This window comes from Pedobacter miscanthi (assembly GCF_003315595.1).
GTDB classification, from domain to species: domain Bacteria; phylum Bacteroidota; class Bacteroidia; order Sphingobacteriales; family Sphingobacteriaceae; genus Pedobacter; species Pedobacter miscanthi.
In genome coordinates this window covers 40,346-66,721 of sequence record NZ_QNQU01000011.1, presented here as the reverse complement: position 1 = coordinate 66,721, position 26,376 = coordinate 40,346, and the positions used below count along the sequence as shown (strand labels likewise).

Annotated in this window: 23 protein-coding genes; 7 read left to right on the top strand and 16 right to left on the bottom strand. The window is 39.0% G+C overall.

Annotated elements, in window-relative coordinates; translation table 11 throughout:
• Nucleotides 1-61 precede the first annotated feature (61 nt).
• Complete coding sequence (locus DRW42_RS14055; protein WP_113949462.1) at nt 62-2,275, bottom strand: cation:proton antiporter domain-containing protein; 2,214 nt, start codon at nt 2,273-2,275, stop codon at nt 62-64.
• Between the two features lie 90 nt (nt 2,276-2,365).
• Nucleotides 2,366-2,719, bottom strand: a complete 354-nt coding sequence (locus DRW42_RS14050) for a hypothetical protein (protein ID WP_147243749.1) — start codon at nt 2,717-2,719, stop codon at nt 2,366-2,368.
• 169 nt (nt 2,720-2,888) lie between these two features.
• Here DRW42_RS14050 and DRW42_RS14045 point away from each other — a divergent pair, with 169 nt between their 5' ends.
• The gene (locus tag DRW42_RS14045; protein WP_113949460.1) at nt 2,889-3,140 is read left to right on the top strand and encodes a hypothetical protein; all 252 of its coding nucleotides are present in this window, start codon (nt 2,889-2,891) and stop codon (nt 3,138-3,140) included.
• Complete coding sequence (locus DRW42_RS14040) at nt 3,122-3,526, top strand: type II toxin-antitoxin system VapC family toxin (protein ID WP_113949459.1); 405 nt, start codon at nt 3,122-3,124, stop codon at nt 3,524-3,526. The genes DRW42_RS14045 and DRW42_RS14040 overlap by 19 nt, the downstream gene beginning before the upstream one ends.
• 1 nt (nt 3,527) lies before the next feature.
• Here the strand turns inward: DRW42_RS14040 and DRW42_RS14035 are convergent, their stop codons facing one another.
• The 8 genes from DRW42_RS14035 to DRW42_RS14000 form a co-directional block, all read right to left on the bottom strand.
• The gene (locus DRW42_RS14035; protein WP_113949458.1) at nt 3,528-4,520 is read right to left on the bottom strand and encodes a bifunctional riboflavin kinase/FAD synthetase; all 993 of its coding nucleotides are present in this window, start codon (nt 4,518-4,520) and stop codon (nt 3,528-3,530) included.
• Nucleotides 4,521-4,532: 12 nt separating this feature from the next.
• Complete coding sequence (locus tag DRW42_RS14030) at nt 4,533-5,393, bottom strand: YitT family protein (RefSeq protein WP_113949457.1); 861 nt, start codon at nt 5,391-5,393, stop codon at nt 4,533-4,535.
• Nucleotides 5,390-6,121: a tRNA pseudouridine(55) synthase TruB gene (truB, locus tag DRW42_RS14025; RefSeq protein ID WP_113949456.1), complete on the bottom strand. Its 732-nt coding sequence runs from the start codon at nt 6,119-6,121 to the stop codon at nt 5,390-5,392. Before truB ends, DRW42_RS14030 begins: the two co-directional genes overlap by 4 nt.
• 119 nt (nt 6,122-6,240) lie before the next feature.
• Nucleotides 6,241-7,035, bottom strand: a complete 795-nt coding sequence (locus DRW42_RS14020; RefSeq protein WP_113949455.1) for an undecaprenyl-diphosphate phosphatase — start codon at nt 7,033-7,035, stop codon at nt 6,241-6,243.
• A 17-nt stretch (nt 7,036-7,052) separates the two neighbouring features.
• Nucleotides 7,053-7,439 (bottom strand): type II toxin-antitoxin system VapC family toxin, encoded by a 387-nt coding sequence (locus DRW42_RS14015; RefSeq protein ID WP_113949454.1) that lies wholly within the window; start codon nt 7,437-7,439, stop codon nt 7,053-7,055.
• Nucleotides 7,439-7,642, bottom strand: coding sequence for a type II toxin-antitoxin system VapB family antitoxin (gene vapB, locus DRW42_RS14010; RefSeq protein ID WP_113949453.1), 204 nt, complete (start codon nt 7,640-7,642; stop codon nt 7,439-7,441). The genes DRW42_RS14015 and vapB overlap by 1 nt, the downstream gene beginning before the upstream one ends.
• Nucleotides 7,643-7,678: 36 nt before the next feature.
• Nucleotides 7,679-7,918, bottom strand: a complete 240-nt coding sequence (locus DRW42_RS14005) for a DUF3098 domain-containing protein (protein WP_113949452.1) — start codon at nt 7,916-7,918, stop codon at nt 7,679-7,681.
• Nucleotides 7,918-8,796 (bottom strand): cell division protein FtsX, encoded by an 879-nt coding sequence (locus DRW42_RS14000; protein ID WP_113949574.1) that lies wholly within the window; start codon nt 8,794-8,796, stop codon nt 7,918-7,920. Before DRW42_RS14000 ends, DRW42_RS14005 begins: the two co-directional genes overlap by 1 nt.
• Nucleotides 8,797-8,993: 197 nt before the next feature.
• On the opposite strand from DRW42_RS14000, the gene DRW42_RS13995 reads away from it, so the two are divergent.
• The gene (locus DRW42_RS13995) at nt 8,994-9,422 is read left to right on the top strand and encodes a hypothetical protein (RefSeq protein ID WP_147243748.1); all 429 of its coding nucleotides are present in this window, start codon (nt 8,994-8,996) and stop codon (nt 9,420-9,422) included.
• 121 nt (nt 9,423-9,543) lie between these two features.
• Here the strand turns inward: DRW42_RS13995 and DRW42_RS13990 are convergent, their stop codons facing one another.
• Nucleotides 9,544-9,843: a type II toxin-antitoxin system RelE/ParE family toxin gene (locus DRW42_RS13990; protein ID WP_113949450.1), complete on the bottom strand. Its 300-nt coding sequence runs from the start codon at nt 9,841-9,843 to the stop codon at nt 9,544-9,546.
• The gene (locus DRW42_RS28800) at nt 9,825-9,995 is read right to left on the bottom strand and encodes a hypothetical protein (RefSeq protein WP_158544350.1); all 171 of its coding nucleotides are present in this window, start codon (nt 9,993-9,995) and stop codon (nt 9,825-9,827) included. The genes DRW42_RS13990 and DRW42_RS28800 overlap by 19 nt, the downstream gene beginning before the upstream one ends.
• 266 nt (nt 9,996-10,261) lie before the next feature.
• Here DRW42_RS28800 and leuS point away from each other — a divergent pair, with 266 nt between their 5' ends.
• Entirely contained in the window at nt 10,262-13,048 is a 2,787-nt protein-coding gene (leuS, locus tag DRW42_RS13985) for a leucine--tRNA ligase (protein WP_113949449.1), read from the top strand.
• Nucleotides 13,049-13,409: 361 nt separating this feature from the next.
• Here the strand turns inward: leuS and DRW42_RS13980 are convergent, their stop codons facing one another.
• A complete protein-coding gene (locus DRW42_RS13980; RefSeq protein WP_113949448.1) occupies nt 13,410-14,708 on the bottom strand; it encodes a DEAD/DEAH box helicase in 1,299 nt (432 codons plus the stop codon).
• Between the two features lie 547 nt (nt 14,709-15,255).
• Between DRW42_RS13980 and DRW42_RS13970 the strand changes: the two genes are divergently transcribed.
• Complete coding sequence (locus tag DRW42_RS13970) at nt 15,256-18,486, top strand: SusC/RagA family TonB-linked outer membrane protein (protein WP_113949446.1); 3,231 nt, start codon at nt 15,256-15,258, stop codon at nt 18,484-18,486.
• Between the two features lie 15 nt (nt 18,487-18,501).
• A complete protein-coding gene (locus DRW42_RS13965; RefSeq protein ID WP_113949445.1) occupies nt 18,502-20,214 on the top strand; it encodes a RagB/SusD family nutrient uptake outer membrane protein in 1,713 nt (570 codons plus the stop codon).
• A gap of 103 nt (nt 20,215-20,317) precedes the next feature.
• Here DRW42_RS13965 and DRW42_RS13960 read toward each other — a convergent pair whose 3' ends face one another.
• The 3 genes from DRW42_RS13960 to DRW42_RS13950 all read right to left on the bottom strand — a co-directional run bounded on the left by DRW42_RS13960 (nt 20,318) and on the right by DRW42_RS13950 (nt 23,850).
• Nucleotides 20,318-20,938, bottom strand: coding sequence for a hypothetical protein (locus DRW42_RS13960; protein ID WP_113949444.1), 621 nt, complete (start codon nt 20,936-20,938; stop codon nt 20,318-20,320).
• Nucleotides 20,939-20,984: 46 nt separating this feature from the next.
• Nucleotides 20,985-22,319 (bottom strand): MFS transporter, encoded by a 1,335-nt coding sequence (locus tag DRW42_RS13955; protein ID WP_113949443.1) that lies wholly within the window; start codon nt 22,317-22,319, stop codon nt 20,985-20,987.
• Nucleotides 22,320-22,512: 193 nt separating this feature from the next.
• Nucleotides 22,513-23,850 carry an APC family permease gene (locus tag DRW42_RS13950; protein ID WP_113949442.1) on the bottom strand — a complete coding sequence of 446 codons (1,338 nt, stop codon included), beginning with the start codon at nt 23,848-23,850 and terminating at the stop codon, nt 22,513-22,515.
• Between the two features lie 466 nt (nt 23,851-24,316).
• Here DRW42_RS13950 and DRW42_RS13945 point away from each other — a divergent pair, with 466 nt between their 5' ends.
• Nucleotides 24,317-26,188 (top strand): DNA topoisomerase IV subunit B, encoded by a 1,872-nt coding sequence (locus DRW42_RS13945; protein WP_113949573.1) that lies wholly within the window; start codon nt 24,317-24,319, stop codon nt 26,186-26,188.
• Nucleotides 26,189-26,376 lie beyond the last annotated feature (188 nt).

The window sequence follows — 26,376 nt, the reverse complement described above, 5'->3', positions numbered from 1 at the left end:
GGTCCGAAAGTAAAAAACGTAGTAATTATGCATCCAAACTTCCGTCTTCCGACCTCAAGCCTTATAAAACCTCTTTCACCTTCTTATTATTCCCTACGATCCAGATTACATCACCGGTATCAAAAACAAAATCGGATGATGGATTTAGTATCCGATCGGCACCACGCTCTATACCTACAATCAAAGCCTGTGCTTTTTCGCGGATACCCGCATTTCTGATGCTTAGCCCATAAACCGGCGATTCGGCATGTACCACCACTTTTTGTAAGGTCATTTCCTTATTCGGGAAGTTATCTTCTTCGGCAATTTCCGGTGTATCAATTTCTAAGAGCGCCTTAACAGCAGCCAGCTGGTCATCGGCACCAATCAGCAATAATTTATCGTTTGGATAAAGCCTTTCATCCCTTCCCGGAGTTGGGATATTGTTTCTTCCTCGTTCAATTAAAGCGATATTTACACCATATTTTTCCCTGATCATCAATTCGGTAAGTGTTTTTCCAACCACTTCCGATTCGGGCGAAACCTTAAGCTCGGTTAAGTGGGTATCCCAAGGTAAAATATCAGGTTTTTGATTCTCGCGTGCATTTAAATTCAGCATGAAACGCCTTTCGAGTTTATCGTAAAACGATTGAAGTTTTCTGGAGAAGATAACCATTCCTAAAACGATCAACCCGAGGGCAATTACGGCAGCAATCCAGGTGTCGAAAAATTCGTACATCAAAAAACCTACAAAGAAAATCCCTAATGCAATCCTGAAAAATTCGATTGCAATTAACGGACCGCGTGTATATTTTTTATTCAGCCAAAGATGGGAATATGCGGTGCGTTGGATTCTCCGGATAGATAAGGCCCATAAAAATGGCGACATTAATATAAAAGATACCACCACACTGATGATAATGGAGGTTAAACTATTGGCAATGTTGCTTACAATAAACGGCTGTACATACCGGTAAGCTAAAAAGATAATGGCGATGATGATTACCGAATGGATGATGGTATTAAAGATGTACGAACGTAATAAAATTCTCCAATCGCTCAAAGTGGTAATGCCTTCGGTACTTGAGCTGTACCGCTCGATCCCATCCAGCCATTTTTTTGGTAAAACACGGTTTAAGTATTGATAAAAAGGCTCCGATAATTTAATGAGGTAAGGAGTAGTAAAAGTTGTAATGGCTGCTGCAGCTACCGCGATAGGATAAAGGAAATCACTCGTTACTTTAAGGGTTAAACCCAACGAAGCTATAATAAACGAGAACTCACCAATCTGGGCCAAACTCATACCCGATTGTACTGAGGTTTTTAACGGCTGACCGGAAAGTAAAGCGCCTAAAATCGTGAATAAGATTTTTCCAAAAATAATAACCACAGTGGCAACTAAAATCGGAACGGCATATTTAACCAGCATGGATGGATCGATAAGCATACCTACAGAAACAAAAAATACTGCTGCAAATAAATCTTTTACCGATTTGGTTAAATGTTCAATCCTTTCGGCCTGTGTGGTTTCGGCCAAAATGGAGCCCATAATAAATGCACCCAAAGCCGGAGAGAAACCAACCTTATCGGCAAGTAAAACCATTACTAAACATAAAGCCAGCGATACCACGAGCATGGTTTCATCATTCATTAATTTTTTGGTGGCTTTAAGAAATGAGGGCACTACAAATATTCCACCCAAAAACCATAACACCAGGAAAAAGGCCAATTTGAGAATTGAATACAGCATTTCGGTACCAGCCGATTGCTGGCTAACCGCCAGGGTAGAAAAAAGCACCAATAATAAGATGGCAACCAGATCTTCTACGATCAAGACACCGAACACCAGTCCGGCGAATTTTTTATGTTTTAAGCCCAGTTCTTCAAAAGCCTTGATGGTAATCATGGTAGATGAAATGGATAAAATTCCACCTAAAAAGAGGCTGTCCATATCTTTCCAGCCCATCGCTTTACCAACCAGATAACCAGCCAGGATGATGAATAAAACTTTTACAATAGCCGTAATGGAGGCAGAGCCTCCTACTTTAACCAATTTTTTGAAACTAAATTCAAGGCCTAAGCTGAATAAAAGGAAAATTACACCAATTTCGCCCCAGATGTTAATGCTTTTGGTGTCGGTAACGGAAGGAAAAAAATCGAGGTGCGAACCAACCAGAAGTCCGGCTAATATGTAGCCCAAAACGAGGGGCTGTTTAATTCTTTTAAATATAAGTGTAGTTATCCCTGCTGCGGCAAGGATTAAGCCTAAATCGGCAATTAAATCAGGTAAATGCATCTATAAAAAATGGGTAATGATATTAAATAATCTATTTTCGGGCATGGAGTGTGCCCGACATTTATTAAAATTCCAATAAAATGAAATTACTTACCAAAAAACATGTTTTGGATAGAGTGTCTTAAACAGGCACCAATAATTATATTTTAATCTCTTGATTACAACTTTGGTATTAATGGCTTTGTTCTTTAAAAAAAGAAACAACAAAAATGAAAGGAGGATACAGGCACCTGAAACGGTTTTTAAAATAGAGCTGTTAATAAAATCCCTTTGTAAACTCTCGTTATCCTGATTAAAGCCAAGGTTGGGTTTGACGTTTTTTTTACAGGAAATGAAACTGATTTTGGTGTTTTTTAATGCGGCATCATTTCTTTTTTCCTGCGATGCGATAGCCGCAAAATTTATGGAAAGGGAAAGAAAGAAAATGATGTAAAAAAGCCTCATTGCCGCTAATATAACGAAAATAAGGCTTTTTTGAAAGCGAAATATGATTTTAACACACTCAATCCTTTGATCTTGATCCCTTTTTGACATCAGACATGCCGCGTGTTATTCTGGAAAATAATGATTAAATTTGTGTAAGCTATGCACAGTAACATTAAAAATAAATCTAATGAAAGAAGTAACCATCAAATATAAAAGTAATAAAACACTTGAGGCTCTTAAAGAATTAGGTAAATATTTAAATTTCTCTATTTCTGATGATAAGGCTAGAAGTACTCCTCAAAAGCAATCTAGCATTAATGGTATTCCAATTATTATTGGAGATGCTAAAGTAGATATTGCTGAATTGCATGATGTTTTTACAGGAAAAGATCTTAGTGCTGAGAAATTGAGAGATACAGCATGGCAAAGGAAAAAATAATTTGTGATACTGATGTATTAATAGATTATTTTGATAAAAATCAAAGCCGGAATGCATCTGCAACAAATATATTAGAATCGCTTATAGGACTTGATAATGTGATCATTTCATCCATTACTAAAATGGAATTGCTATACGGTGCCACCAATAAACTAGATCTTGGTATCATTAACAAAAAAATCAAAAGGTTTAGTATTGTATTAATCAATGAAAGAATAAATCTAACAGCTATTGGTTTAATACAGGAGTTTAAATTAAGTCACGGCCTGGCAATAGCCGATTCATTAATTGCAGCTACAGCAATTGAAACTAAACTAAGATTGTTTACATATAATTTAAAAGATTTTAAATTTATCAGCGACCTGACGTTATACTCAGAAAAGTAACTTACCCGTTAAAATAAGCCAGCGTAGCTTCCTTATCTTTTTGCAATTGAACGGTTAGCGCTTCTAAACCTGTAAATTTTACATCGTGACGTAAGAATTTCAGGAAGTTCATTTTAATATCCTGTCCGTAAATTTCCTGGTCGAAGTCGAAAATGTTGACTTCAATATTTCTCGTCATTCCGTTAATGGTGGGGCGCTGCCCAATGTAGGCCATACCTCGGAAAGGTTGAAGGCTGAAGGTTAAAGGTTGAAGGTTGGACGTCTCGGCTCCGGACTTCGGACCTCCAACCTCTGATTCCATCTCAACTGTTACGGCGTAAATGCCATCACCTGGAATTAATTTATAGGTTTCTTCCACAAAGATATTTGCAGTTGGGAAGCCGATTGTCCGGCCGATTTTATCACCTTTAATTACTTTTCCGAAGATGGAAAACGGATAGCCCAGGTAATCATTGGCCAAACCTACATCGCCGGCCAAAAGGGCCTCACGGATTTTCGTAGAGCTTACGGCTACATCATGGATATCCTGTTCCATAATTTCTTCAACGGTAAAACCATAGTGTAAACCTGCGGCTTTTAAATCACTTAAATTACCCAAACGGTCTTTACCAAAGCGATGATCGTAACCAATAATAATGTGTTTAGTGCCAATATTATCAACCAACGTGTTTTTAATATAATCTTCAGGCAGCTGATTAGAGAAATCGCGGGTAAAAGGGGTAATAATCAAATGGTCTACACCCAAACCTTTTAAAATATCGGCTTTCTCATTAATGGTATTGATCATTTTAAGATCCTGGTTTTCCGGATCGATGATCATTCGCGGATGCGGGAAAAAGGTTAAAATAACACTTTTCCCCTTGTCGGCTTTTGCCTTTTCTACCAGTTGTTTAATGATTTTTTGATGTCCGAAGTGTACACCGTCAAAAGTGCCAATAGTAACAATGGCATTATCTAATTTTTTAAAATCCGAAAGGTTATTATATATCTTCAATGGGATAGGAAATTAATGTAAAGCGTGGCGTTTTACAACCCCGCCTTTTAAATCGGCAATTTGTTGCTGTATAACAAAGGCATCCGAATCAATCTGACGGATAGCACTTTGTAATTTGCTCATTTCAAGCTTGGTAACTACGGTGAAAATAATATCAATATCTTTCTTTTCGCCATAGCCGCCTTCACCTTTATAAATGGTAACACCACGTTTCATTTCGTTGATGATGAAACCTTTAATGGCTTCCTGATGTTCCGAAATGATGGTTACACCGGTATATTGTTCGAGCCCGTTTACTATAAAATCGATAGTGCTGGATGCAGATAAATAAGTTAAAATGGCATACAGCGCGGTTTCGATATTCAGGAAATAAGCAGCAAAGGCAAAAATAATGATATTTAAGATCAAGATGATGTTTCCTACTGTCAGAATACTGTTTTTACTGATGTAAAGTGCTAAAACCTCTGTTCCATCAATTACGCAGCCACCACGCATGGCCAAACCGATGCCTCCGCCTAAAAATAAACCACCGAAAAATGCAATAAGCAATTTATCGTGGGTAATGGGCTGAAAAGGCAGAAAAATTAAGGCTACTGAAAGGGCTGCAATGGCAATAGCTGTTTTAAAAGCAAAGCCTTTACCAATTTGCCGGTAACCTAAAATCACAAATGGAATGTTAATAATTGCAATCAGATATGATAAATTCCATCCTGTTAATGTACTTACCAAAAGGGAAATACCGGTAACACCTCCATCTATAAAATGGCTGGGCATTAAAAAGCTTTTTAAACCAAAACATGCCGAAGTTACACCTGCAATAATTAAAAGAATTTCTTTTATAAACCTGGTGTGCCTGTTTTTGATGTGATTCATACCTCTGCCTGTGTTTTAGCTTCTTCTTTTTTGCTACGGATATAATTAACAAGTTCTAATACTTCAAACGCATCTTTAAGCAAAAAGTTTCCGCTACGGGTTCGGGTAAGTTTAGAAAGATAAGCGCCGTTGTTTAGCTGTTTACCAAAATCGGAGATGAGCGAGCGGATATAAGTACCTTTACTGCACACAATCCTGAAGTCGATTTCCGGTAATTCGATCCTGGTGATTTCAAATTCAGGTACACTCACAAAACGTTTGCGCAATTCTACTTCTTCGCCCAGCCTGGCTTTAACGTATAAACGTTCACCATTTACTTTTACGGCAGAGTGTGCGGGTGGATATTGCTCTATATCGCCGATAAAAGGTTTACAGGCCGCATAAATTTCATCTTCGGTAATGTTGCTGATCCCGAATGTTTCATCTACCTCGGTTTCCATATCGAATGATGGGGTAGTGGCCCCTAAAATCATGGTTCCGGTATATTCTTTTTCTTCAGCCTGAAAAGTATCGATCTGCTTGGTTAATTTGCCTGTGCAGATGATCAAAAGGCCTGTAGCAAGCGGATCTAAAGTGCCGGCATGACCAACCTTTAGCTTTAAAGGTTTTAAAGAATTACGGATTTTGCCCACCACATCAAACGAAGTCCATTTGTATGGTTTGTTGATCAACAGCAATTCGCCTTCAGCAAAATTGAAATCTTTAAATTTTGAATTTTCGGTACTCACAAATCTTTTTTGCGCAAAGATACGGATTCAATGTCGTTTTTTACCACAGATGAAAAGGATGCACGCAGATAAGAATCATCAGTGTTCATCTGCGTAAATCTGTGGTTAATATTTCTGGATTATATAATTTGTAAGTTATGTCCGCTCAACAACAGGATGATAATGATTAAACCTGCAGCAATCCTGTACCATCCAAAAACCCTGAAACCATGTTTGTTTAAGTATCCGATAAAGCTTTTAATGGCTAAAAGTGCTACCACAAAAGCCACAACGTTACCGATAATTAGCATATTGGTTTGATCGTGGGTAATAGTGTGACCTTCTTTATAAAAATCGTAAAGTTTTTTGGCGGTTGCAGCAAACATTGTAGGTACTGCAAGGAAAAATGAAAATTCTGCAGCCACTTTACGGCTTAATTTCTGACTCATACCACCCACAATGGTTGCGCCAGAGCGCGATACGCCAGGTAACATGGCGATACACTGAAAAAATCCGATTTTTAAGGCCGTTAAATAGGTTACCTTTTCTTCTTCCAGTACAGTTGGTTTACTAAACCACTTATCAACAAATAATAAGATCACACCTCCAATCAAAAGCGAAATGCCTACAGCCATCGGACTTTCCAACAATTCGTCGATTTTTTTGCTTAATAACAACCCAAATACTGCTGCGGGGATAAATGCAACCAATAATTTAATATAGAAATTTATTGATTTAAAAAACCTTTTAAAATAAAGTACAACCACAGAAAGTATCGCGCCAAGTTGGATTACAATGGTGAAAAGTTTTACAAATGGTTCCGATGCAATGCCCATCAGTGATGATGCAATAATCATGTGACCAGTGCTCGATACAGGTAAAAATTCAGTTAATCCTTCAACAATTGCAAGGACAATGGCTTCAAAAGCGTTCATATTATTTAGTTAATGGGTTATTCCCACTGTAATTTTATTTTATAGTTTTTTAATTTTTTATCTCTCGAAATCAAAGTCAGGTTTTCTGAAATGACCTGTGCTACAATAATCCGGTCGAAAGGATCATTGTTTATAAATTCAAGATCTAGTAAGGTGGTGAGATGGGTTTCGTTAATGGATATGACCTCGATCTGATTTCTTTCTGCAAAGCGGAAAAGTTCTTCAAAGCCTATTTCAAGATCGAGTTTTCCAATCTGCTTTTTAATGGCAATTTCCCAAAATGAAGCAATGCTTAGGAAACAAGATTCATCGATGTCTGAAAGCTTTTTTTTAACTGAAGACGGTAGTTGATCATCACCGGCTACAAACCATAAAAAAGCATGAGTATCTAATAAGTAGGCCATTAAACGTAATCTGCAAACATTTCTAAAGGTTCATCAAAATCATCAGATAATTTGATTTTACCCTTTGCATACCCAAATTCGCGCGATTTTAGTTTTGGTTTGTTTTTATGTTTTGTTTTTAAAAACTCAACAAAATCTGCAACTTCCTGCCTGAGATTTAGGGGAAGTGAGTTAATTTCGATCTGCAGATTTGTTGTCGTCATATTATAAAGTTAACAAACAATTGGCGCAGGCAAAAATTATTTTTTTAAGATGGCGTAAATTCCGAAAACAAAACCTGCCAACACCACTACAGGTGCTAATAAAGTTCTTCTGAAATCGTAAATGTCGCCGGTAGTGCCCATCATCAGGATGAAACCTACAACCACAATTGCAATGCTGATCAATAACAATTTGTAGTTCTGCGTAGTGAAAACCAGTTCGCTTTCGTTTTTGCCTTTAATGTCCTTTAAAACCGGACTTGTTTTTTTTTCTGCCATTATCTATAAAGATGATAAGATTTTAAACGTAAATACCTGCTTACCGCAAACCACGTACTAATGCCTGTTATAAAAATACCTACAATTAAAAGGCCTATAAATACGAAGCCAAATTCCTGGTAGTTATTTAAAATAATAATTTCGGGCACTTCTTTGCGGGCATAAATTAAAGTGGCCAACAAAATAATGATGGCTATAAATGCAGCAATTAAACCATGCAAAGCAGCATACAGTAAGAAAGGACGTCTGATAAAATTTTTCGTTGCACCAACCAGCTGCATACTTTTAATTAAAAAGCGCTGTGAATAAATGGCTAACCGTATGGTGTTGTTAATCAGGGCAATAGAAATAATTAAAAGCAATACTGCAAAAGCAAAAATAATCAAACCAATGGTATTAATGTTCTTATTTACCATATCAATTAAAGAACTCTGGTAAACTACTTCTTTAACTACGGGGTTTTTAGAAATACTTGCTTTTAGTGCATCGATGCTTTTATTGTTTGCATATTCTGCTTTTAAGTACACATCGAAAGTTGAGGTTAAAGGGTTGTAACCTAAAAAGTTAACAAAATCTTCGCCTAAATCCTGTGTTAAGTTTCTGGCCGCAAGTTCCTTATTTACATATTGGGTCTGTTTTACCTCGGGCTTTGTATTCAACTCCTTCTGAAAGGCCAGAACATCAGCTTCTTTTGCGCCTTCATCAACAATAATGTTTAATACAATGTTTTCTTTAACGTAGTTAGACAGGTTTTTGGCATGTACAAGTACCAACCCAAGCAGTCCCAGCATTAATAAAACCAATGCAATACTGATTATAGTAGAGATATAAATGGTTTTGGTTTTCTTAGATGCCTCACTTACTTCGAATTCTTCCATGTATTTCATTTTTGTTTCTGCGAAAATATAAATTATACCTGATAAACACCAATTAATGATTGTTAAATGAATATAAACGCATCTGTTTAGCTTTTAGTTTGAAGATCAGGTGATGTGATAAAATTAGTTTTTTAAAATTTACGGTACGAAATTTGTTGAAAGCGCGTTAATTAGATATTCTTAAACCTAAATTCACTATGAAAAGACAAATTACTCTCCTAAGTTTGTTAATGCTGCTCACGTCGACCATTTTTTCATGTAAGAAAGATACTACTTCTTTAAAAGCCCAGTTGTTGGGCAGGTGGACTTTAAACCGGGTTGTAACTACTGGTTATACTGCAGAAGATACCTTAAAAGACCCTAAAAAAGTTAATGGGGATGTTAAGTATGGCACTACCAGTGATTATGTTGATTATAAACCCGATAACGATGATACTATTGAGTTAAGTTTATCAGGAAACAGGACAATCGGCAGTTATTCGATCATTTATTCTGATCAGTTTACGATGTCTATCAATGATGGTTTAAATTATTGTCAAATAAACAGCATTTCTGCAGGTCAATTGCAGTTTACAGCTAAAATTGATAAAACAAACGTTACCAAAGTATACTATTTATCGAGATAAGATATTAATCAACAGGTTATATAGCTGCCCCATTGGTTTTTTTAGATCAATGGGGCATTTTTTTATGTAATATGGTGTTAGTTGTTAACTGTGAAGCAAATTTTACACCTGCCTCGCTGAGTTACCAATAAATCATTTTTGACGAAATAAATTCGCAAAAAATGATTTCGCTATCTAGTTCGATGAAAACTATAGTATATTTTTTCTTGTACGAGATGCATTTATAGCCCATCAAAATTCTTTGCGGCTCTCTACAGGCTCTATATTTTTTTCTATTGTCACCTAATGTTTCAATGAAATCGTAGATTTCTTCGGCAAATTTTTCTGCTGTGGCGGGAAGCCCTTCAGATTCTAGAAACCAGGAGATTTCGGCAATACTCTCTGCGACAGATTCTTTAATCGTTATTTTTCTGTAGCCCATTTTCCGATTAACTTTTTACTATGGGCTCTCGCCTCATTAATAGAAAATGTTTTTTCGGGATGATGTTTTAAGGCTGCTGTTTTTTGTAGCTCTTGATAACTTTCTTCAGGGATGAGTACGTATTTCTTATTTTCAATTGTAAGATGTGTCATGGCCGCTCATTTTTGATATACGAAGATACTAAATAATAAATTAACCCATTTATTTCGATTTAGTTTCTTTTACAGGCTGTTGCTGGCTATGGTGTCGATTTTTGATAGCTGACCTTAAATAAACTTTTTAGCCTAGAAGGATCAGATGGTAACATCTGACAGCACACCTAATTCTGCATTTTTCTTGGCAAAATAATATCGTTTATCTGCTTTTTTAAGCCCCTTAATTTCCGTATTTTCGCCCCTTTAAAAATTTAAAACTTGCAATGGATTATCAATTCAAAGAAATAGAGCAAAAGTGGCAGAAATTCTGGGCAGATCATCAAACATTTAAAGCCGAAAGTAATTCTGAAAAGCCAAAATATTATGTGTTAGATATGTTTCCTTATCCATCAGGGGCAGGTTTGCACGTTGGCCACCCACTGGGTTACATTGCATCTGATATTTTTTCGAGATACAAACGCCTTAAAGGCTTTAACGTATTGCACCCAATGGGATACGATTCATTCGGATTACCTGCAGAGCAATATGCGATACAAACAGGGCAACACCCTGCCATTACCACTGAAGCAAACATTGCAACTTACCGCCGCCAGTTAGATCAGATCGGTTTTTCTTTTGATTGGAGCAGGGAAGTGCGTACCAGTGAGCCATCTTATTATAAATGGACGCAGTGGATTTTTATGCAACTATTCAACTCCTGGTATAATATCGAGAATGATAGGGCAGAAGATATCACCACGCTAATCGAAAAATTTAATGCATCCGGCACCGCCGATGTCAAAGCGGTTTGCGATGATGATACCAAATCTTTTATGCCGAGCGATTGGGCAACCTTTACGGATGAGGAAAAACAGATCGAATTGCTAAAATACCGCTTAACCTATCTTCGCGAAAGCACCGTAAACTGGTGCGCTGCCTTAGGAACGGTTTTAGCCAACGATGAAGTGAAAGATGGTTTCTCTGAACGTGGTGGTTTCCCGGTTGAGCAAAAGAAAATGATGCAGTGGAGCATGAGGATTACTGCTTACTCCGACCGCTTATTGCAAGGTTTAGATACTATCGATTGGCCAGAGCCGATTAAAGAGATGCAACGCAACTGGATTGGTAAGAGTGTGGGTGCATCAGTGAAATTTCAGGTAGAAGGAAACGATAAGCAGATTGAAGTTTTCACTACCCGTGTGGATACTATTTTCGGGGTCTCCTATCTTGTACTGGCTCCGGAACACGAATGGGTTGCCGAACTAACTACTGCTGAACAAAAACAGGATGTAGAAAATTATATCTCGCTAACCAAAAAGAAATCAGAGTTAGACCGTATGGCCGATACCAAAACAGTTTCGGGTGCTTTTACGGGTACTTATGTGATCAATCCGGTTAGCGGAGAACGTGTACAGTTGTGGATTGCCGATTACGTGTTAGCAGGTTACGGAACAGGTGCGGTAATGGGCGTGCCAAGTGGCGACCAGCGCGATTGGTTATTTGCCACACACTTTAACCTACCGATTGTACAGATTTTAGATGCACAAAAAGATATAGATGTTCAGGCCGACCCAACTAAAGAAGGCACATACATCAATTCTGGTTTCATTAACGGATTAAGCTATAAAGAAGCCGTTGCGTTTTTAAACAACTGGTTAGAAGAAAAAGGAGCAGGCAAGGCAAAAGTGAATTTCCGCCAGCGTGATGCGATTTTTGGTCGCCAGCGCTATTGGGGAGAGCCAATTCCGGTTTACTTTAAAGATGGATTGCCTTATCTGGTAAAAGAAGAAGAATTGCCATTATTGCTTCCAGAAATTGATAAATATTTACCGACCGAAACAGGTGAACCACCTTTGGCGAGGGCCGAAAACTGGTTGCCAGAAGATGGCGGTCATTACGAACTGAGCACCATGCCGGGCTGGGCCGGAAGTAGCTGGTACTGGTACCGTTACATGGATGCCAATAACAATAACGATTTCGCTTCGAAAGAAGCAGTTGAATATTGGAAAGATGTGGATTTGTATATCGGTGGTTCTGAACATGCTACCGGTCACTTATTATACAGCCGTTTCTGGAACAAATTTTTGAAAGATTTAGGTTATACCAAAGAGGAAGAACCCTTCAAAAAACTGATCAATCAGGGCATGATCCAGGGCAGAAGTAATTTTGTTTACCGTATTAATGATGAAAACGGAAAACCAACCAATACTTATGTTTCTGCCGGTTTAAGAAAAGATTATAAAACCTCTGCACTGCACGTTGATGTAAACATTGTTGAAAACGATATTTTAGACCTGAATAAATTTAAAGCCTGGAGAGAAGAGTATGCCAACGCAGAATTTATTCTTGAAGGTGGAAAATACATCTGTGGTGTTGAGGTAGAAAAAATGTCGAAATCAAAATTCAATGTGGTTAATCCGGATGACCTGATTGAGCGTTATGGTGCCGATACTTTACGGATGTATGAAATGTTCTTAGGTCCGTTGGAGCAGAGCAAACCGTGGAATACCAATGGTATTGAAGGTGTATTTAAATTCCTGCGCAAATTCTGGCGTTTGTTCCACAACGAAGACTGGACTTTCCATGTAAACGATGCGGTACCTAACAAAGCAGAATTAAAAGCATTACATAAAATCATAAAAAAAGTGCAGGATGATATCGAGCGTTTCTCGTTCAATACTTCTGTATCGAGCTTTATGATTGCGGTAAACGAATTAACCGATCTGAAATGCAAAAACCGTCAGGTTTTAGAAGATATGGTGGTTATTCTTTCACCTTATGCGCCACACATCTGTGAGGAGCTTTGGGTATTATTGGGTAATGAAGCCGGAACTTTATCATACACCGCGTATCCGACATTTAAACCCGAATATCTGGTAGAAGATGAGTTTGCTTATCCGGTTTCGATCAACGGCAAAATGAAAATGAACCTGAACCTCGGTTTAACTTTAGCTCAGCCAGAGGTAGAAAGCATTTTATTGGCTGATGAAAACTTCCAGAAGTTTTTAGATGGAAAAGCGCCTAAAAAAATCATTTTCGTTAAAGGAAAGATTATTAATGTGGTGGTTTAGGTGAGCTGAAAGCTTATAGACCAAAGCAGAAAGCTTCCTGCAATTTTTATAAAGAGAATCCCCGAGTTGAGTTATTAATTCGGGGATTTTTGTTCTCATTTTATGATATTTTAATCAGTTTTTTAGAATACAGAGCTCGTCACCCTGAATTTATTTCAGGGTCTATTTTGCGAAAGATGCTGAAATAAATTCAGCATGACGATCGATCTGGACTAGGCATTTATAAAACATTATTTTCAACAAATAATTATCATGTTCGCATGTGTTAAAAAAACAAACCCAAGCTGTATTTTACAACTTGGGTTTTAATATATATGTGGGAAATCTTTAGTCTTTCCGCCTTAGTCTTTAAGCTTAAAAACTAATCTCTTTTCCTTCTGTTTCCGCCAAATCTCCTGTTATTACTGGCGTTGCGCGGTTTGCCGCTCATGTTGCCATCGCCGCTCTTTTTGGCGCCGCCACCACCTTTTGATTGCGCTTGTGGTTTGCGTTTAACCTGGTTTTTGGCCAGCATGTTTTCCCAGCTTAAGGGATAAGGATGATCATCAACAACCGGAAGGGTAATTTTAATCAGTTTCTGAATATCCAACAGGTATTCGTTTTCTTCGGCATCGCAGAATGAAATGGCTATTCCGTTTGCACCCGCTCTACCTGTACGGCCAATCCTGTGTACATAAGATTCAGGGATATTCGGTAATTCGAAGTTGAAAACGTGAGATAACTGATCAATATCAATACCACGCGCAGCAATATCGGTAGCTACCAGCACACGGATTTTGCGGTCTTTAAAATCGGTTAAAGCTCTTTGACGGGCATTTTGCGATTTATTTCCATGTATGGCAGCTGCTTTAATCCCTGCATGGGCCAAATCTTTCACAATCCGATCGGCGCCATGTTTGGTACGGGTAAATACCAGTGCCGTCTGGATATTTTTATCTTCCAAAAGATGGATCAGTAATTTTTTCTTATCAGGCTTATCAACAAAGTAAACCGATTGAACAATCGTTTCGGCTGTTGAAGAAATAGGGGTAACTTCTACTTTCGTGGGGCTTGATAAAATGGTGTTGGCCAGTTTCTGAATTTCATCAGGCATGGTTGCGGAGAAAAACAAAGTCTGGCGTTTTGCAGGTAATTTGGCCACCACTTTTTTCACATCGTGGATAAAACCCATATCGAGCATACGATCGGCTTCATCCAAAACGAATAGTTCGATGGTATTCAAACTGATAAATCCCTGGTTCATTAAATCCAATAAACGACCAGGTGTTGCTACTAAAATATCAACACCTTTTCTCAGTGCTTCTACTTGCGAGTGCTGGTTTACACCTCCAAAAATCACTAAGTGACGCAGGTTTAAATGGCGTCCGTAAGCTTTAAAACTTTCTTCAATCTGGATGGCCAGTTCGCGTGTAGGCGTTAAAACCAGGGCCTTAATGTTTTTGGTAGCTTTGGTATTGATGTGTTTTTCGTGCAGTAACTGCAACATCGGAATGGCAAAGGCAGCGGTTTTTCCGGTACCGGTTTGTGCGCAGCCCAATAAATCTTTTCCTTTTAATATGGTTGGGATAGATTGCTCCTGTATAGGTGTAGGTTGTGTATAACCTTCGGTCTCAAGGGCCTTTAAAATCGGCTCAATGAGGTTTAATTCTTTGAATAACATGTATGTTTCTATGTAATATTTATCGAAGAAGCTAGAACGATCATTTATTGAAGGACTAACTTGCGGAGAGAATATGTCATTCAGAATGACAAGCCCTTATTCCTGCTTCGGCGGCAAAGGTACAAATTAAATGTGGAAAACGTGAACATATACAAAGCATTGCTCTTTTTCGCGTTCTATCGATTTGAATGCGTAGCCTATTGCCACTTAAAACTGAATTTGTAGTAATTTAATGTATCTGATAATTTTATTTTTGTATATTTATTTTGTTATATGTGTATTTTTTAATTTTATTACATTGTATTATAAATTAACTATGTAGATAATATAATTATCCCACTTCTATCTAACCAATTACTACACTATGAAAAAAACAGTACATCCCAATTGTAAAAAGTCGATTTTGAAACATCTGCTCCGCATTTAGCAGATTTAAGCATTCAACTTTATTAGTGAAAAAAGCTGCAAATATTATAGCGGCATGGCCATGTATTGGCAATTTTTTAAGTGCAAAGCCCATAATAATCATTAACTATCATTATAACCTATGAAACAAAACCTATCTTTCTTCAGGAGGAGTTATCTTCTCTTGTGCCTCGGTATGCTGTTTGCAATTGAGGCAGGTGCCCAATCTAAAGTAACAGGGAAAGTTACCGCAAGCGACGATAAACTTCCTATAGTTGGGGCCACAATAAAAATCAAAAACGGAGCTGGGGGTACCACAACTGATGCAACCGGTGCATTTTCTATTGCGGCAAAACCAGCCGATGTGCTGGTAATATCGTTTATCGGTTACGGATCAAAAGAAGTTACTGTAGGCAGTCAGAGCAATATAACTATCGTTTTATTGGCCGAAAACAACAAATTATCTGAAGTAGTGGTAACCGGTTATTCGAGTCAGCGGAAAAAAGATCTTACCGGTGCGGTAGCTGTAGTGAGTATGGGGCTGTTAAAAGCCCAGCCGGCAGCCAGTGCGGTTGAAGCTTTGCAGGGTAAGGCAACCGGGGTACAGATTATAAATGATGGAGCACCGGGTTCTACCCCGCAAATCCGTATCAGGGGTATCAGTACCATCAATAACAACGAACCACTATACGTAATTGATGGAGTGCCTTTTGAAGGTAAGTTATCCTGGCTTAATCAGAACGATATCGAAAGCATGCAGGTTTTGAAGGATGCTTCTTCCGCATCTATTTACGGATCGCGGGCCAATAATGGTGTAGTAATCATCACCACCAAAAAAGGGGTAGCCGGACCGCCAAAAATTACACTCGATTCTTATTATGGCACGCAGGCGCCACGGAAAGGAAGTTTTCCTGAAATGATGAACCCTCAGCAATATGCCCAATATGTGTTTGATGGCTATAAAAATGCGGGAAAAGCCATTGCAGCAGGAAAAAATTATGGATCGGGACCCACACCTGTACTGCCCGATTACCTGGTGGCAGGCTCAAAACTGGGGCAGGATGTTACGGCTGCTGATGCCGATCCGTCTAAATATAACTATAGCCGCGATCCCAATCTGTTTTACCAGATTACAAGGGCAAATAAGGAAGGAACCAACTGGTTTGATGAGATTACAGAATCTGCCCCCATCCAGAACTATCAGATCAGTGCCACTGGGGGTGGCGAAAACGCTACCTATAGTTTTTCGGGCGGCTATCTTGATCAGCAAGGAACCATAAAATATACTGGTTTTAAAAGATATAATTTCAGGTCGAATACCAGCATTTCTGCTTTTAACAAACATGTCCGTTTTGGCGAAAATGCGCAGTATAGCTATTCGGAGGGCTATGGCTTTGGTGTTAATCCCAACACTCCCGGAAGTTACCAGGACCAGGGCAGTGCATTGGGCTGGGCATACCGTATTCCAACCATTATCCCGGTTTATGATATTGCCGGAAATTTTGCCGGTAGTCGTGGAAGTCAGTTAGGAAATGCCGAAAATCCGCTTGCCTTTCTTTTCAGGGCCAAGGACAATAAAAACAAAAGCAACTTTTTCTTCGGAAACGTTTTTGCCGAAGGCGATATCCTTCCGGGCTTAGTTTTAAGAACCAACTTTGGTTTGCGGTACGAAAATTTTAACGGCCTGTCTATGCGTTATCCAAATCTGGAATTTTCAGAAGGTAACAATTCCAACAACCTGAACGAATATCAGGGCTACAATACGGAATGGACCTGGACAAATACTTTAAATTACAGTAAGGTTTTTAACGAATTACATCGTGTAAATATACTTATCGGTACAGAAGCAATCAGATCACGGTCGCGACAGTTAAACGCAGGTAGAAATGACTTTTTTATTATCGGTAATCAGGATTATTATTACCTCAGTACCGGTTCTTCCAACATCAGCAATACGAGTTTTGGCTCTATCGGTTCGCTGTTCTCTTTATTCGGAAAAGTAGATTATTCGTATCACGACCGTTATCTGGCGAGTATTACCTTCAGACGTGATGGATCTTCGAATTTTGGACCTAACAATAAATACGGTAATTACCCGGCAGGAAGTGTGGCCTGGAGATTATCGGAAGAGGAATTTATGAAAAGTGTTAAATGGATAAGCGACCTGAAACTTCGTGTAGGTTATGGCCAAACTGGAAATCAACGGATACCTCCCTATCAGTATATTAACCGTTTCCAGAGTTCGATCATCAATTCGGCCTATGCTGTTGGAGGGGGAAATGGACTAACCACCGGGGTATGGCAAAATGCTTATCAAAATGCCGACGTAAAATGGGAATCGTTAAAAGCGCTCAACATCGGACTTGATTTTAGTTTACTGGGCGGAGCTGTTGATGGATCGGTTGACTGGTACAATAAAAAAACATCAGATATGCTTTATAATCTTCCTTTACCATCCAGCGTGGTTGGTTTGGGCAGTTCGCCATTTGTAAATATCGGCGACATGAGCAATAAAGGGATCGAATTTAATGTTGCTTATCATTATGGAATCAAGGATGATAGCCCATTTAAATTTGATGTTGGGCTGAATTTCTCTAAAAACAAAAATGAAATCGTAAGATTGGCCCCGGGTATTTTTAATCAGATTTATGGTAATTACAGAAGTTTGCAAACCAGTGTATTGCAGGAAGGTGCACCCTTTGGATCGTTTTTTGGATATAAAACTGCAGGGATTTACCAGAGCACTGCTGATATCCAGAACAATGCATCCTATTCAGGCGCCAGGGTTGGTGGTTTACGCTACCAGGATATTAATGGCGATGGGGTAATTGATCCGAAAGACCGGACCATTATCGGCGATCCGAATCCTAATTTTACCGCTGGGATAAATTTAAATGCATCTTATAAAAACTTTGATATTGCCGCATTTATTTATGGCGTTCAGGGCAATGATATTTTTCAGGCCACACGCTATTTTACCGATTTCCCATCTTTTGATGGTGCCAAAAGTACCAGGTTATTAAATGCCTGGAGCCCTTCAAACCCAAGCAGTTTAATACCTTCTGCTTATGCCGGTGCTTCGGATCTGGAGTTTGCCTCATCGAGCTATTATATTCAGGATGGAAGTTTTTTAAGGTTAAAGAACATACAGCTTGGTTATTCGATCCCTACTGCTAAAGCATTTGGTGCAAATTCGCCCATCAGCAAATTGAGGGTATATGTAAGTGCAACCAATTTATTTACAATCACCAAATATACCGGCATGGATCCGGAGGTGAGCCAGATTACGGATACCTTCTCTGCGCCGGGCGTAGATCAGGGTGTTTACCCTTCTCCCCGTCAGTTTTTAATTGGTATTAATGTTGGATTTTAATTAAAAGAAACAAAGATGAAACATATAAAATATATCCTGCTCTCTTTTCTGATCTTTTCTACTTTCTCATGTAAAAAGGAATTTTTGAACCTGCAGCCACAGGGCGAACTTACCGAAGAGCAATTAACCACACAGGATGGTGTAGAAGGTTTACTGGTAGGTGCTTATTCATTGCTTAACGGTAATGTAAATGGTACTTATGGCAATTATGGCGCCGCACCCAGTCAATGGCTGTTTGGAGAAGTGGCTTCAGATAATGCTCATAAAGGCAGTAGTGTTGGCGATCAGCCCCCGATGAATGCCATTGAACAACATTCGCCAACCAGTACCAATGATAATTTATCCAACCTTTGGGACAGGTGTTTCGAGGGGATCCAACGCTGTAACAACACCCTCAAAATACTGGCGAATTTACAGTCAGGTAATGGCTCAGCCAAATTTGCTGATGCCCGCGCTAAAGAAATACAGGGCGAAGCCCGATTGTTGCGTGCACATTATTATTTCTTTTTAGTGAGGGTATTTAAAGTGGTGCCTTATGTTACCGAGGCCAGCAGCGGTACCTTTGTTCCAAACGATAAAGACATTTACCCAAATATTGTAGATGATCTTCAGTTCGCTGTAGCTAACCTGAGCACCATCAAACCTAAAAACCAGAAAGGGAGAGTGGATAAATATGCTGCACAGGCTTACCTTGGTAAAGTGTTTCTGTACCAGAAAAAATATCCGGAAGCCTATGACCTGCTGAACGCTGTAATTTTGGCTAAACCTGATTTAACCACCATGCCTTATGCAGATAATTTCGACATTACAAAGGAAGACGGGCCTGAAACGATCATGTCTGTACAGCATTCGGTTGGTACCGATGGTACGGGTGGAGACAATGGAAATGTAGGCGATATCCTGAATTTTCCTTATGGCAATACACCGATCAACTGCTGTGGTTTCTTCCAGCCTTCTATTGATCTGGCCAATTCTTTTAAGGTAGATATAGCTGGTTTGCCGCTATTGGATGGCAGCTATCGAACCAATCCCTATAAATCGGATTTTGGATTAACCGGAAGCGCAAAAGACAATTATGTGGTAGATAAAACCCTGCCTTTTGATCCGCGTATCGAATCTACCATAGGCAGGCGTGGTGTTCCTTACCGCGATTGGGGAATAATGGCCGGCGATACCTGGATCCGTGATGCTTCTAATGGAGGGCCTTTTGTTGCCGTTAAAAATACCATTGAGGCAGCACAGATTACCAGCGGAACAGCACCGGGAACCACTAACGTTACCGGCTTAAATGTAAACCTGATCCGTTTGGGCGATGTTTACCTCATGGCTGCCGAATGTGCGGTAGAAAAAGGCGATCTGCCAAGAGCTTTAACCCTCGTAAATATAGTAAGGGCCAGGGCAGCAAAAATCACCCCGCAACAGGTAAATGGTGCACCGGCAGCAGCATATAAAGTAAGTCCGTACACTTCATTTCCAAATGATACCTATGCCCGGAACGCAGTTCGGTTTGAGCGCAGGCTTGAGCTGGCGATGGAAGGACACCGGTTTTTCGATCTGGTACGCTGGGGCATAGCCAAACAAACACTTGAAAGCTATTTTTCTTTTGAAGGCGGATATTTCGACTATTTAAAAGGCATTAGTATAGAAAGCAGGGACGAGTATTTTCCTTTACCTCAGGATCAGATCGACCGGAGTAAGGGTACACTTAAACAAAGCCCGGGCTACTAAAAATACTTAATAAGAATGCTGTACATGGGCAGGGTGAAGTGGTGTAGTGCCATTATTCTGTCCATGTATTTTATGCTAAGTTGATGATTGATTGCAGAAGTTTTTAATTTAGGCTAAAATCGAAGCTTATTTTATTTGGCTGCTGCTGCATTTCCAGATTTAGCTTATTAACCATATTATTAAACTCCTGGTTATTGATTACTTCATTATTTGATAACCATGCAAGATTTTGATGGTTTTGCTGATAACTAAGACTAAAATTTGTTTTACCGTATTTATTGAGCAAGAATTCATTTCTGGTGGTTTTAAGCGTTTCGATAAACGCATTAACCTCTGCTTTTGATGGTTGATGCTGTAAAAACTCAATGGGATCCACATTTCCGTATTTTACCAGATAAAAATTCCTTTTATAGGTAACTAAAAATAAAATAAAGAGTATCGCTGATAATCCTGAATAGAATAAACTGGCCGAACTTTCCACATCTTCTCCTTCATTTCTGAGTACATACATTAATACCGAAATCATACCCAGTATTGCTGACGAATATAAGAGACCATAAATACCCCTGTTATCTGTATAAGTTCTCGTGCCAACATTTTCGTACGTGATCAGGTATTCACTCGATGAAAGCAGGCTTTTTTGCTTTACCTCAAGTCCGTTTTCGGTAATTAGAAATGATTTATATCTTAATCTAAAGTCTTTTTGTATGAGTGATTCGTTCATTTCTCAAAAAAATATATCCGCCGAATGCTTAAACCTTAGCGCTCAGCTACCTCTCTTCTTTAAATCTACTAAAAAACAGCAGGGCAATTAAACAAAGCCCAAAACCTACAATACCGTTTAGGCGCAGCCCGAAATCATTTCCCGGATCTTTACCATAAATGGTGAGCATGGCGAAAATAGCAATACCCAATGTTTGTCCAAGTTTAACAAAAAGATATTTAACGGCAAAAAACATACCTTCGTGGTTTTCGCCGGTCTCCAGCGTATCCTTTTGCGCAATATCGGCGAGGATTGCCGTTGGTAAAATTCCCAAAGCCGCTAAAGGAAAAGATGCTGATAATACCAGTATGTAAATCTGTGTATGCGGCCCGAAAGGCAATTTGCCTAAAAAGAAAATGGTTACAAATATCAGGCAAAGTACTGCAAAAGCGAGTAATACAAATGGTTTTTTGCCAATTTTTGCCGAGCCAAAGTTTACAATGGGGTAAAACAATAAGGAGGCCATTACCATAGCGCCCATAAACTTGCCGCCTTCCGATTCGGGTAAACCCAACAATACGGTACAGAAAAATAACAAACCACTCGAAATAATGCTCAACGCGGTATAAAAAGCAAAATCGGAAATCAGGTAATATTTGAAATTACTGTTTTTAAAGGTGCTTTTTATAGCTGGCCATAAGGGAATATGCGTGGGCTTGGCGACAGAAAATTCTTTTTCGTTAATGAAAAAGATCGGTAATAACATGACAATTCCCGATAAAATACATAAACCCCAAATTGCCGTTTGAATGGCCTCGCTGCGGTTAGCCACGTGGAAATTGGCTTCAACCAGATCGGCAAAGTTGTTGGTACAGGCCGATAAAATAATCCCGATCACGAAACCAACCTGCTGGTAGCTGGATAGTTTAACTTTTTGCCTCGGTGTATTGGTTACTTCGGCCAGTAAAGCATTATACGGGATAATATAAGTGGTAACCGATATAAAAAACAAACAAAGTGTAAGGGTTAACCACCAGGCATTATGCAGGCTTTCTGTTTTTTGGATAGGATAAAAAACCAGTCCGCAGAAAAGCATGGCCGGAACAATGGCCCATTTCATAAAAGGCATCCTGCGGCCGTTTTTATTTGTGCTGGCATCGCTCCTCGAGGCTATAAAAGGATCGTAAATGGCATCAACCAGCCTGCCCGATGCGGCAATGATAGAAAGGATATTGAAAGCACCCAGTAAAACAAGTTGTGGCACCAAAGGTGGTAAGCCTGCGTTGCTTGGTGGCAGGTAAAAATAGGGGAGCATTACAATGATAATGTTTGTCATTGTACTCCAACCGATCATACCGGCAGCATAAGCAATTTCCTGTTTTAAAGAGAGTGTTTTGTTCATTAAAAATGCTAAAATTAATTCTTTATTTTTCGAAAAGCAGGTTTCTGTGTTTATAGGTTAAATCAGTCCTGCTTTCCATTTTATCCCGATGAAAAATCGGGATGTTCATTCCAATCAGGTTTATTTTACTTAGGTCTGCCTAACTAAACCTCGCAGGTTTTTAAAACCTGCGAGGTTTGAACCGGGAATAAAACTATTTCTTATTAAACCACCTGCTCACAAAATAGATTGCCAGAAAGCCAACAAAAATATATAAACCATTTAGTGCCGCATTTTGGTCATCAGCATAAATACTGAAGGCCACAAATGTATAAGCAGCAATAAATATGATAGGCAATATAGGATATAATGGAACAGTATAGATGGTTTTTTTATCAAGATGTGCCGTTCTTTTCCTCAGGATAAAAATTGTGGCTGCCGAACTGGCCATACTGATGCTTTCTAAAAAGATGGTATAATTTAAAATCTTGTCGAAGGTTTTGGCATAAAAGATAATGACCACCGCAATTACCGTAAAAACGGTTAAACTCACTGTAATTACTTCGGTTTTTTTATTCATCCGGCTGAATATTTTAGGCAGGGCACCTTCTTCGCCCATGGCAAACATGGCCCGTGGGTTGCTCAATAAATTTACATTTACATAACCCATTACCGAGAAAAAGATGATTACTGAAAGTGCGCTAAAACCCGCCGGACCAAATATTTTTGAAGCTAAAATTGCCGCAATGCTTTCGGCCGATTTTAATTCTTCGAAACCGATTACTTTTACATAAACATAGTTGATGGCCAGGTACAAGGCAACAATAATGGTTAAACCGATAATGATAGAACGTGGAATTACCTTTTTAGCCTCTTTAACCTCACCACCAAAATTGATGGTTTGGGCATAACCCGCATAGGAGAACGAAACGGCAATCAGGCATAAACCCAGCGCTTTTCCGTAATCGCTCCAGGTAGGTGAAGCTCCTGTTGCCGTTTTAAAAACTGGAGTAACTGTTTCTGTTTGTCCGCCGAAAAATACCGCACAAATCAACATTAAAATCATTCCGATCTTAATTACCGTTAATACATTTTGCGTTTTAGAACTCGCTTTTAAACCTAAAAGATTAATAATATAGAATACCAGAATGGTGGTGATGGCTATGGCTACCCGGTAAGTTTCGGTCTGATTGGCTGCTGGCAAAATAATTTTACTCAGGTACTCTGCACCAATGATCGAAATGGCCGCTACCGAAGCTGCACTCGAAATAATTACAATACAATTAATGGCAAAGGCAATAGAGGGATGATAAGCAGAAGAAAATATTTTATAATAACCGCCCGTAACCGGAAAACGCGACCCGATTTCGGCGTAGGTTAATGCGCCACAAAAAGCTACAAAACCACCGATAAACCAGGCAAGATAAAACAGCTCCGGAATCTGCGCTTTGGCGGCAACATTTACCGGTGTACGGAAAACGCCCATTCCAATAACCAAACTCACCACAATCATGGATAAATCGAATAGCGAAAGCTGCTTTTTTTGTTGCATTGATAAGGGAATTAATTATGGGATGAAGATAGGGAAAATTGAATGATTGAATGAGAGAATGTTTGAAGGGTAGAAGAGCTACTCTGTTCGATATGTTGAAATGTTTTGTTCATTAGTTCACTGGTCATTTGTTCATTGTTAAATATGTTGGAAAGTGGAACTATTTTGGATGTTGTGATTTGTTTACTGGTTATTAGTTCACTGGTCAATTGTGTATTTGTTCGTTTAGCGCTTAGCCCATCATCCATTTTACCTCTTCCATCATCCATCACTTTCCATCATTGTTCACATGTGGAAATTTTCATTTGCCAGCCTCGCATAATAAATTTATTATTGTAAGATAATTCTGACGGGCATATTTGAAAATATTTTTAGTTTCAGTCATCAGGATTATTTCTACAAAATCTTCATCGCTTTGCAAATCAAAAATGCAGGGTTTTCAAATGAAGAGCAGATAAAACACAGTATGGCAGAAGTAATTTATAACGACGACAGTATCCGTTCATTAGATTGGAAAGAGCACATCAGGCTTCGTCCGGGGATGTACATTGGTAAACTTGGCGATGGCTCTGCCCAGGATGATGGTATTTACGTTTTATTAAAGGAAATTGTAGATAATTCTATCGATGAATTTGTAATGGGTACCGGAAAAACCATTGAAATTACCCTTTCAGAGCAGAAAGTAAATGTTCGGGATTATGGTCGGGGTATTCCACTGGGTAAGGTAATCGATTGTGTGAGCAAGATCAATACCGGTGGTAAATACGATAGCAATGCCTTTCAAAAATCAGTAGGTTTAAATGGGGTGGGTACCAAAGCCGTAAATGCCCTTTCTACAAGTTTCACTGTACAATCGTACCGCGATGGAAAAACCAAAAAAGTAGAGTTTTCTAAAGGTGAGATTGTAAATGAGCAGCCCGTTATCGATACCACCCAGCGAAATGGTACGGCAATTACTTTTTACCCTGACGAAACCATTTTCAGAAACTACCATTACATTCCTGATTTTGTGGAGAGCATGGTTTGGAATTATGTTTTCTTAAATACCGGTTTAACCGTAAATTTTAATAACCAGAAATATTTTTCGGAAAGAGGATTATATGATCTGCTTTCTAAATTTAATAAGCCTGAAGAAATCCGCTACCCGATTATCCACATGATTGGTCCGGATATCGAAATTGCCATGACCCACGGACAGCAATATGGCGAAGATTACCACTCGTTTGTTAACGGACAGCATACTACACAGGGCGGAACACACCAGGCAGCGTTTAGGGCTGCGGTAGTGAAAACCGTTCGTGAGTTTTACAAAAAAGAGTTTGATGCAGCCGATGTGCGCTCATCAATTATTGCAGCGATTTCTGTTCGCGTACAGGAGCCGGTTTTCGAATCGCAGACTAAAACTAAATTAGGTTCGCAGAATATGGGACCAGAGGGGCCATCAGTAGCTACTTTCATCAACGATTTTGTTAAGAAAGAACTGGATGATTACCTGCATAAAAACAAAGAGGTTGCGGATGCATTAGAGAAAAGAATTCTACAATCTGAGCGTGAACGTAAAGATATTGCCGGGATTAAAAAACTGGCTAACGACAGGGCTAAAAAAGCATCGTTACACAATAAAAAGCTCCGCGATTGTAAGGTGCATTTTAATACCACGCACGAGAAACGTTACGAAACTACTTTATTTATTACCGAGGGAGATTCGGCATCGGGTTCGATTACCAAATCGCGTGATGTAGATTGCCAGGCCGTATTTAGTTTAAAAGGTAAACCGTTAAACTGTTACGAATTGACCAAAAAAGTGGTTTACGAAAACGAAGAATTTAACCTTTTACAGCATGCTTTAAATATTGAGGATGGCTTAGAAGGGCTTCATTATAACAACATTGTCATTGCAACTGATGCCGACGTAGATGGTATGCACATCCGTTTGCTGATGATGACATTCTTTTTGCAGTTTTTCCCTGACCTGGTAAAAGCCGGGCATGTTTATATATTACAAACACCACTTTTCAGGGTGAGGAACAAAAAGGAAACGATTTATTGCTATAGTGACGAGGAACGTAAAAATGCCATCGAAAAGCTTGGCAACAAGCCTGAAATTACACGATTTAAAGGTTTGGGAGAGATCTCACCAGATGAGTTTGGCTTATTTATAGGAAAAGACATCAGGCTTGACCCTGTTATCCTGAAAGACCAGACCATTAAAAGTCTGCTCGAATATTATATGGGTAAAAATACACCCGACAGGCAACAGCACATTATCCGGAACCTGCGTATAGAGAAAGATGAGGTAACAGAAGAGGCTAAAGTAATTACAGAAGAGGTAGCGTAAAGAAGATTATTCCGTTTCGTGGAGACACGAACCGGGGAGTAGTTTGTTATAGTATTTTCATAAAGAAGTCAAGTTTTTAAAACTTGACTTCTTTTTTACCCATGAATCGTCCCGATGAGACAGCCAGGAAAAATAATCCTAAATCGTCCCGTAGGGACGTTTCGTGGGTAGCAAATAACATTTTGTTA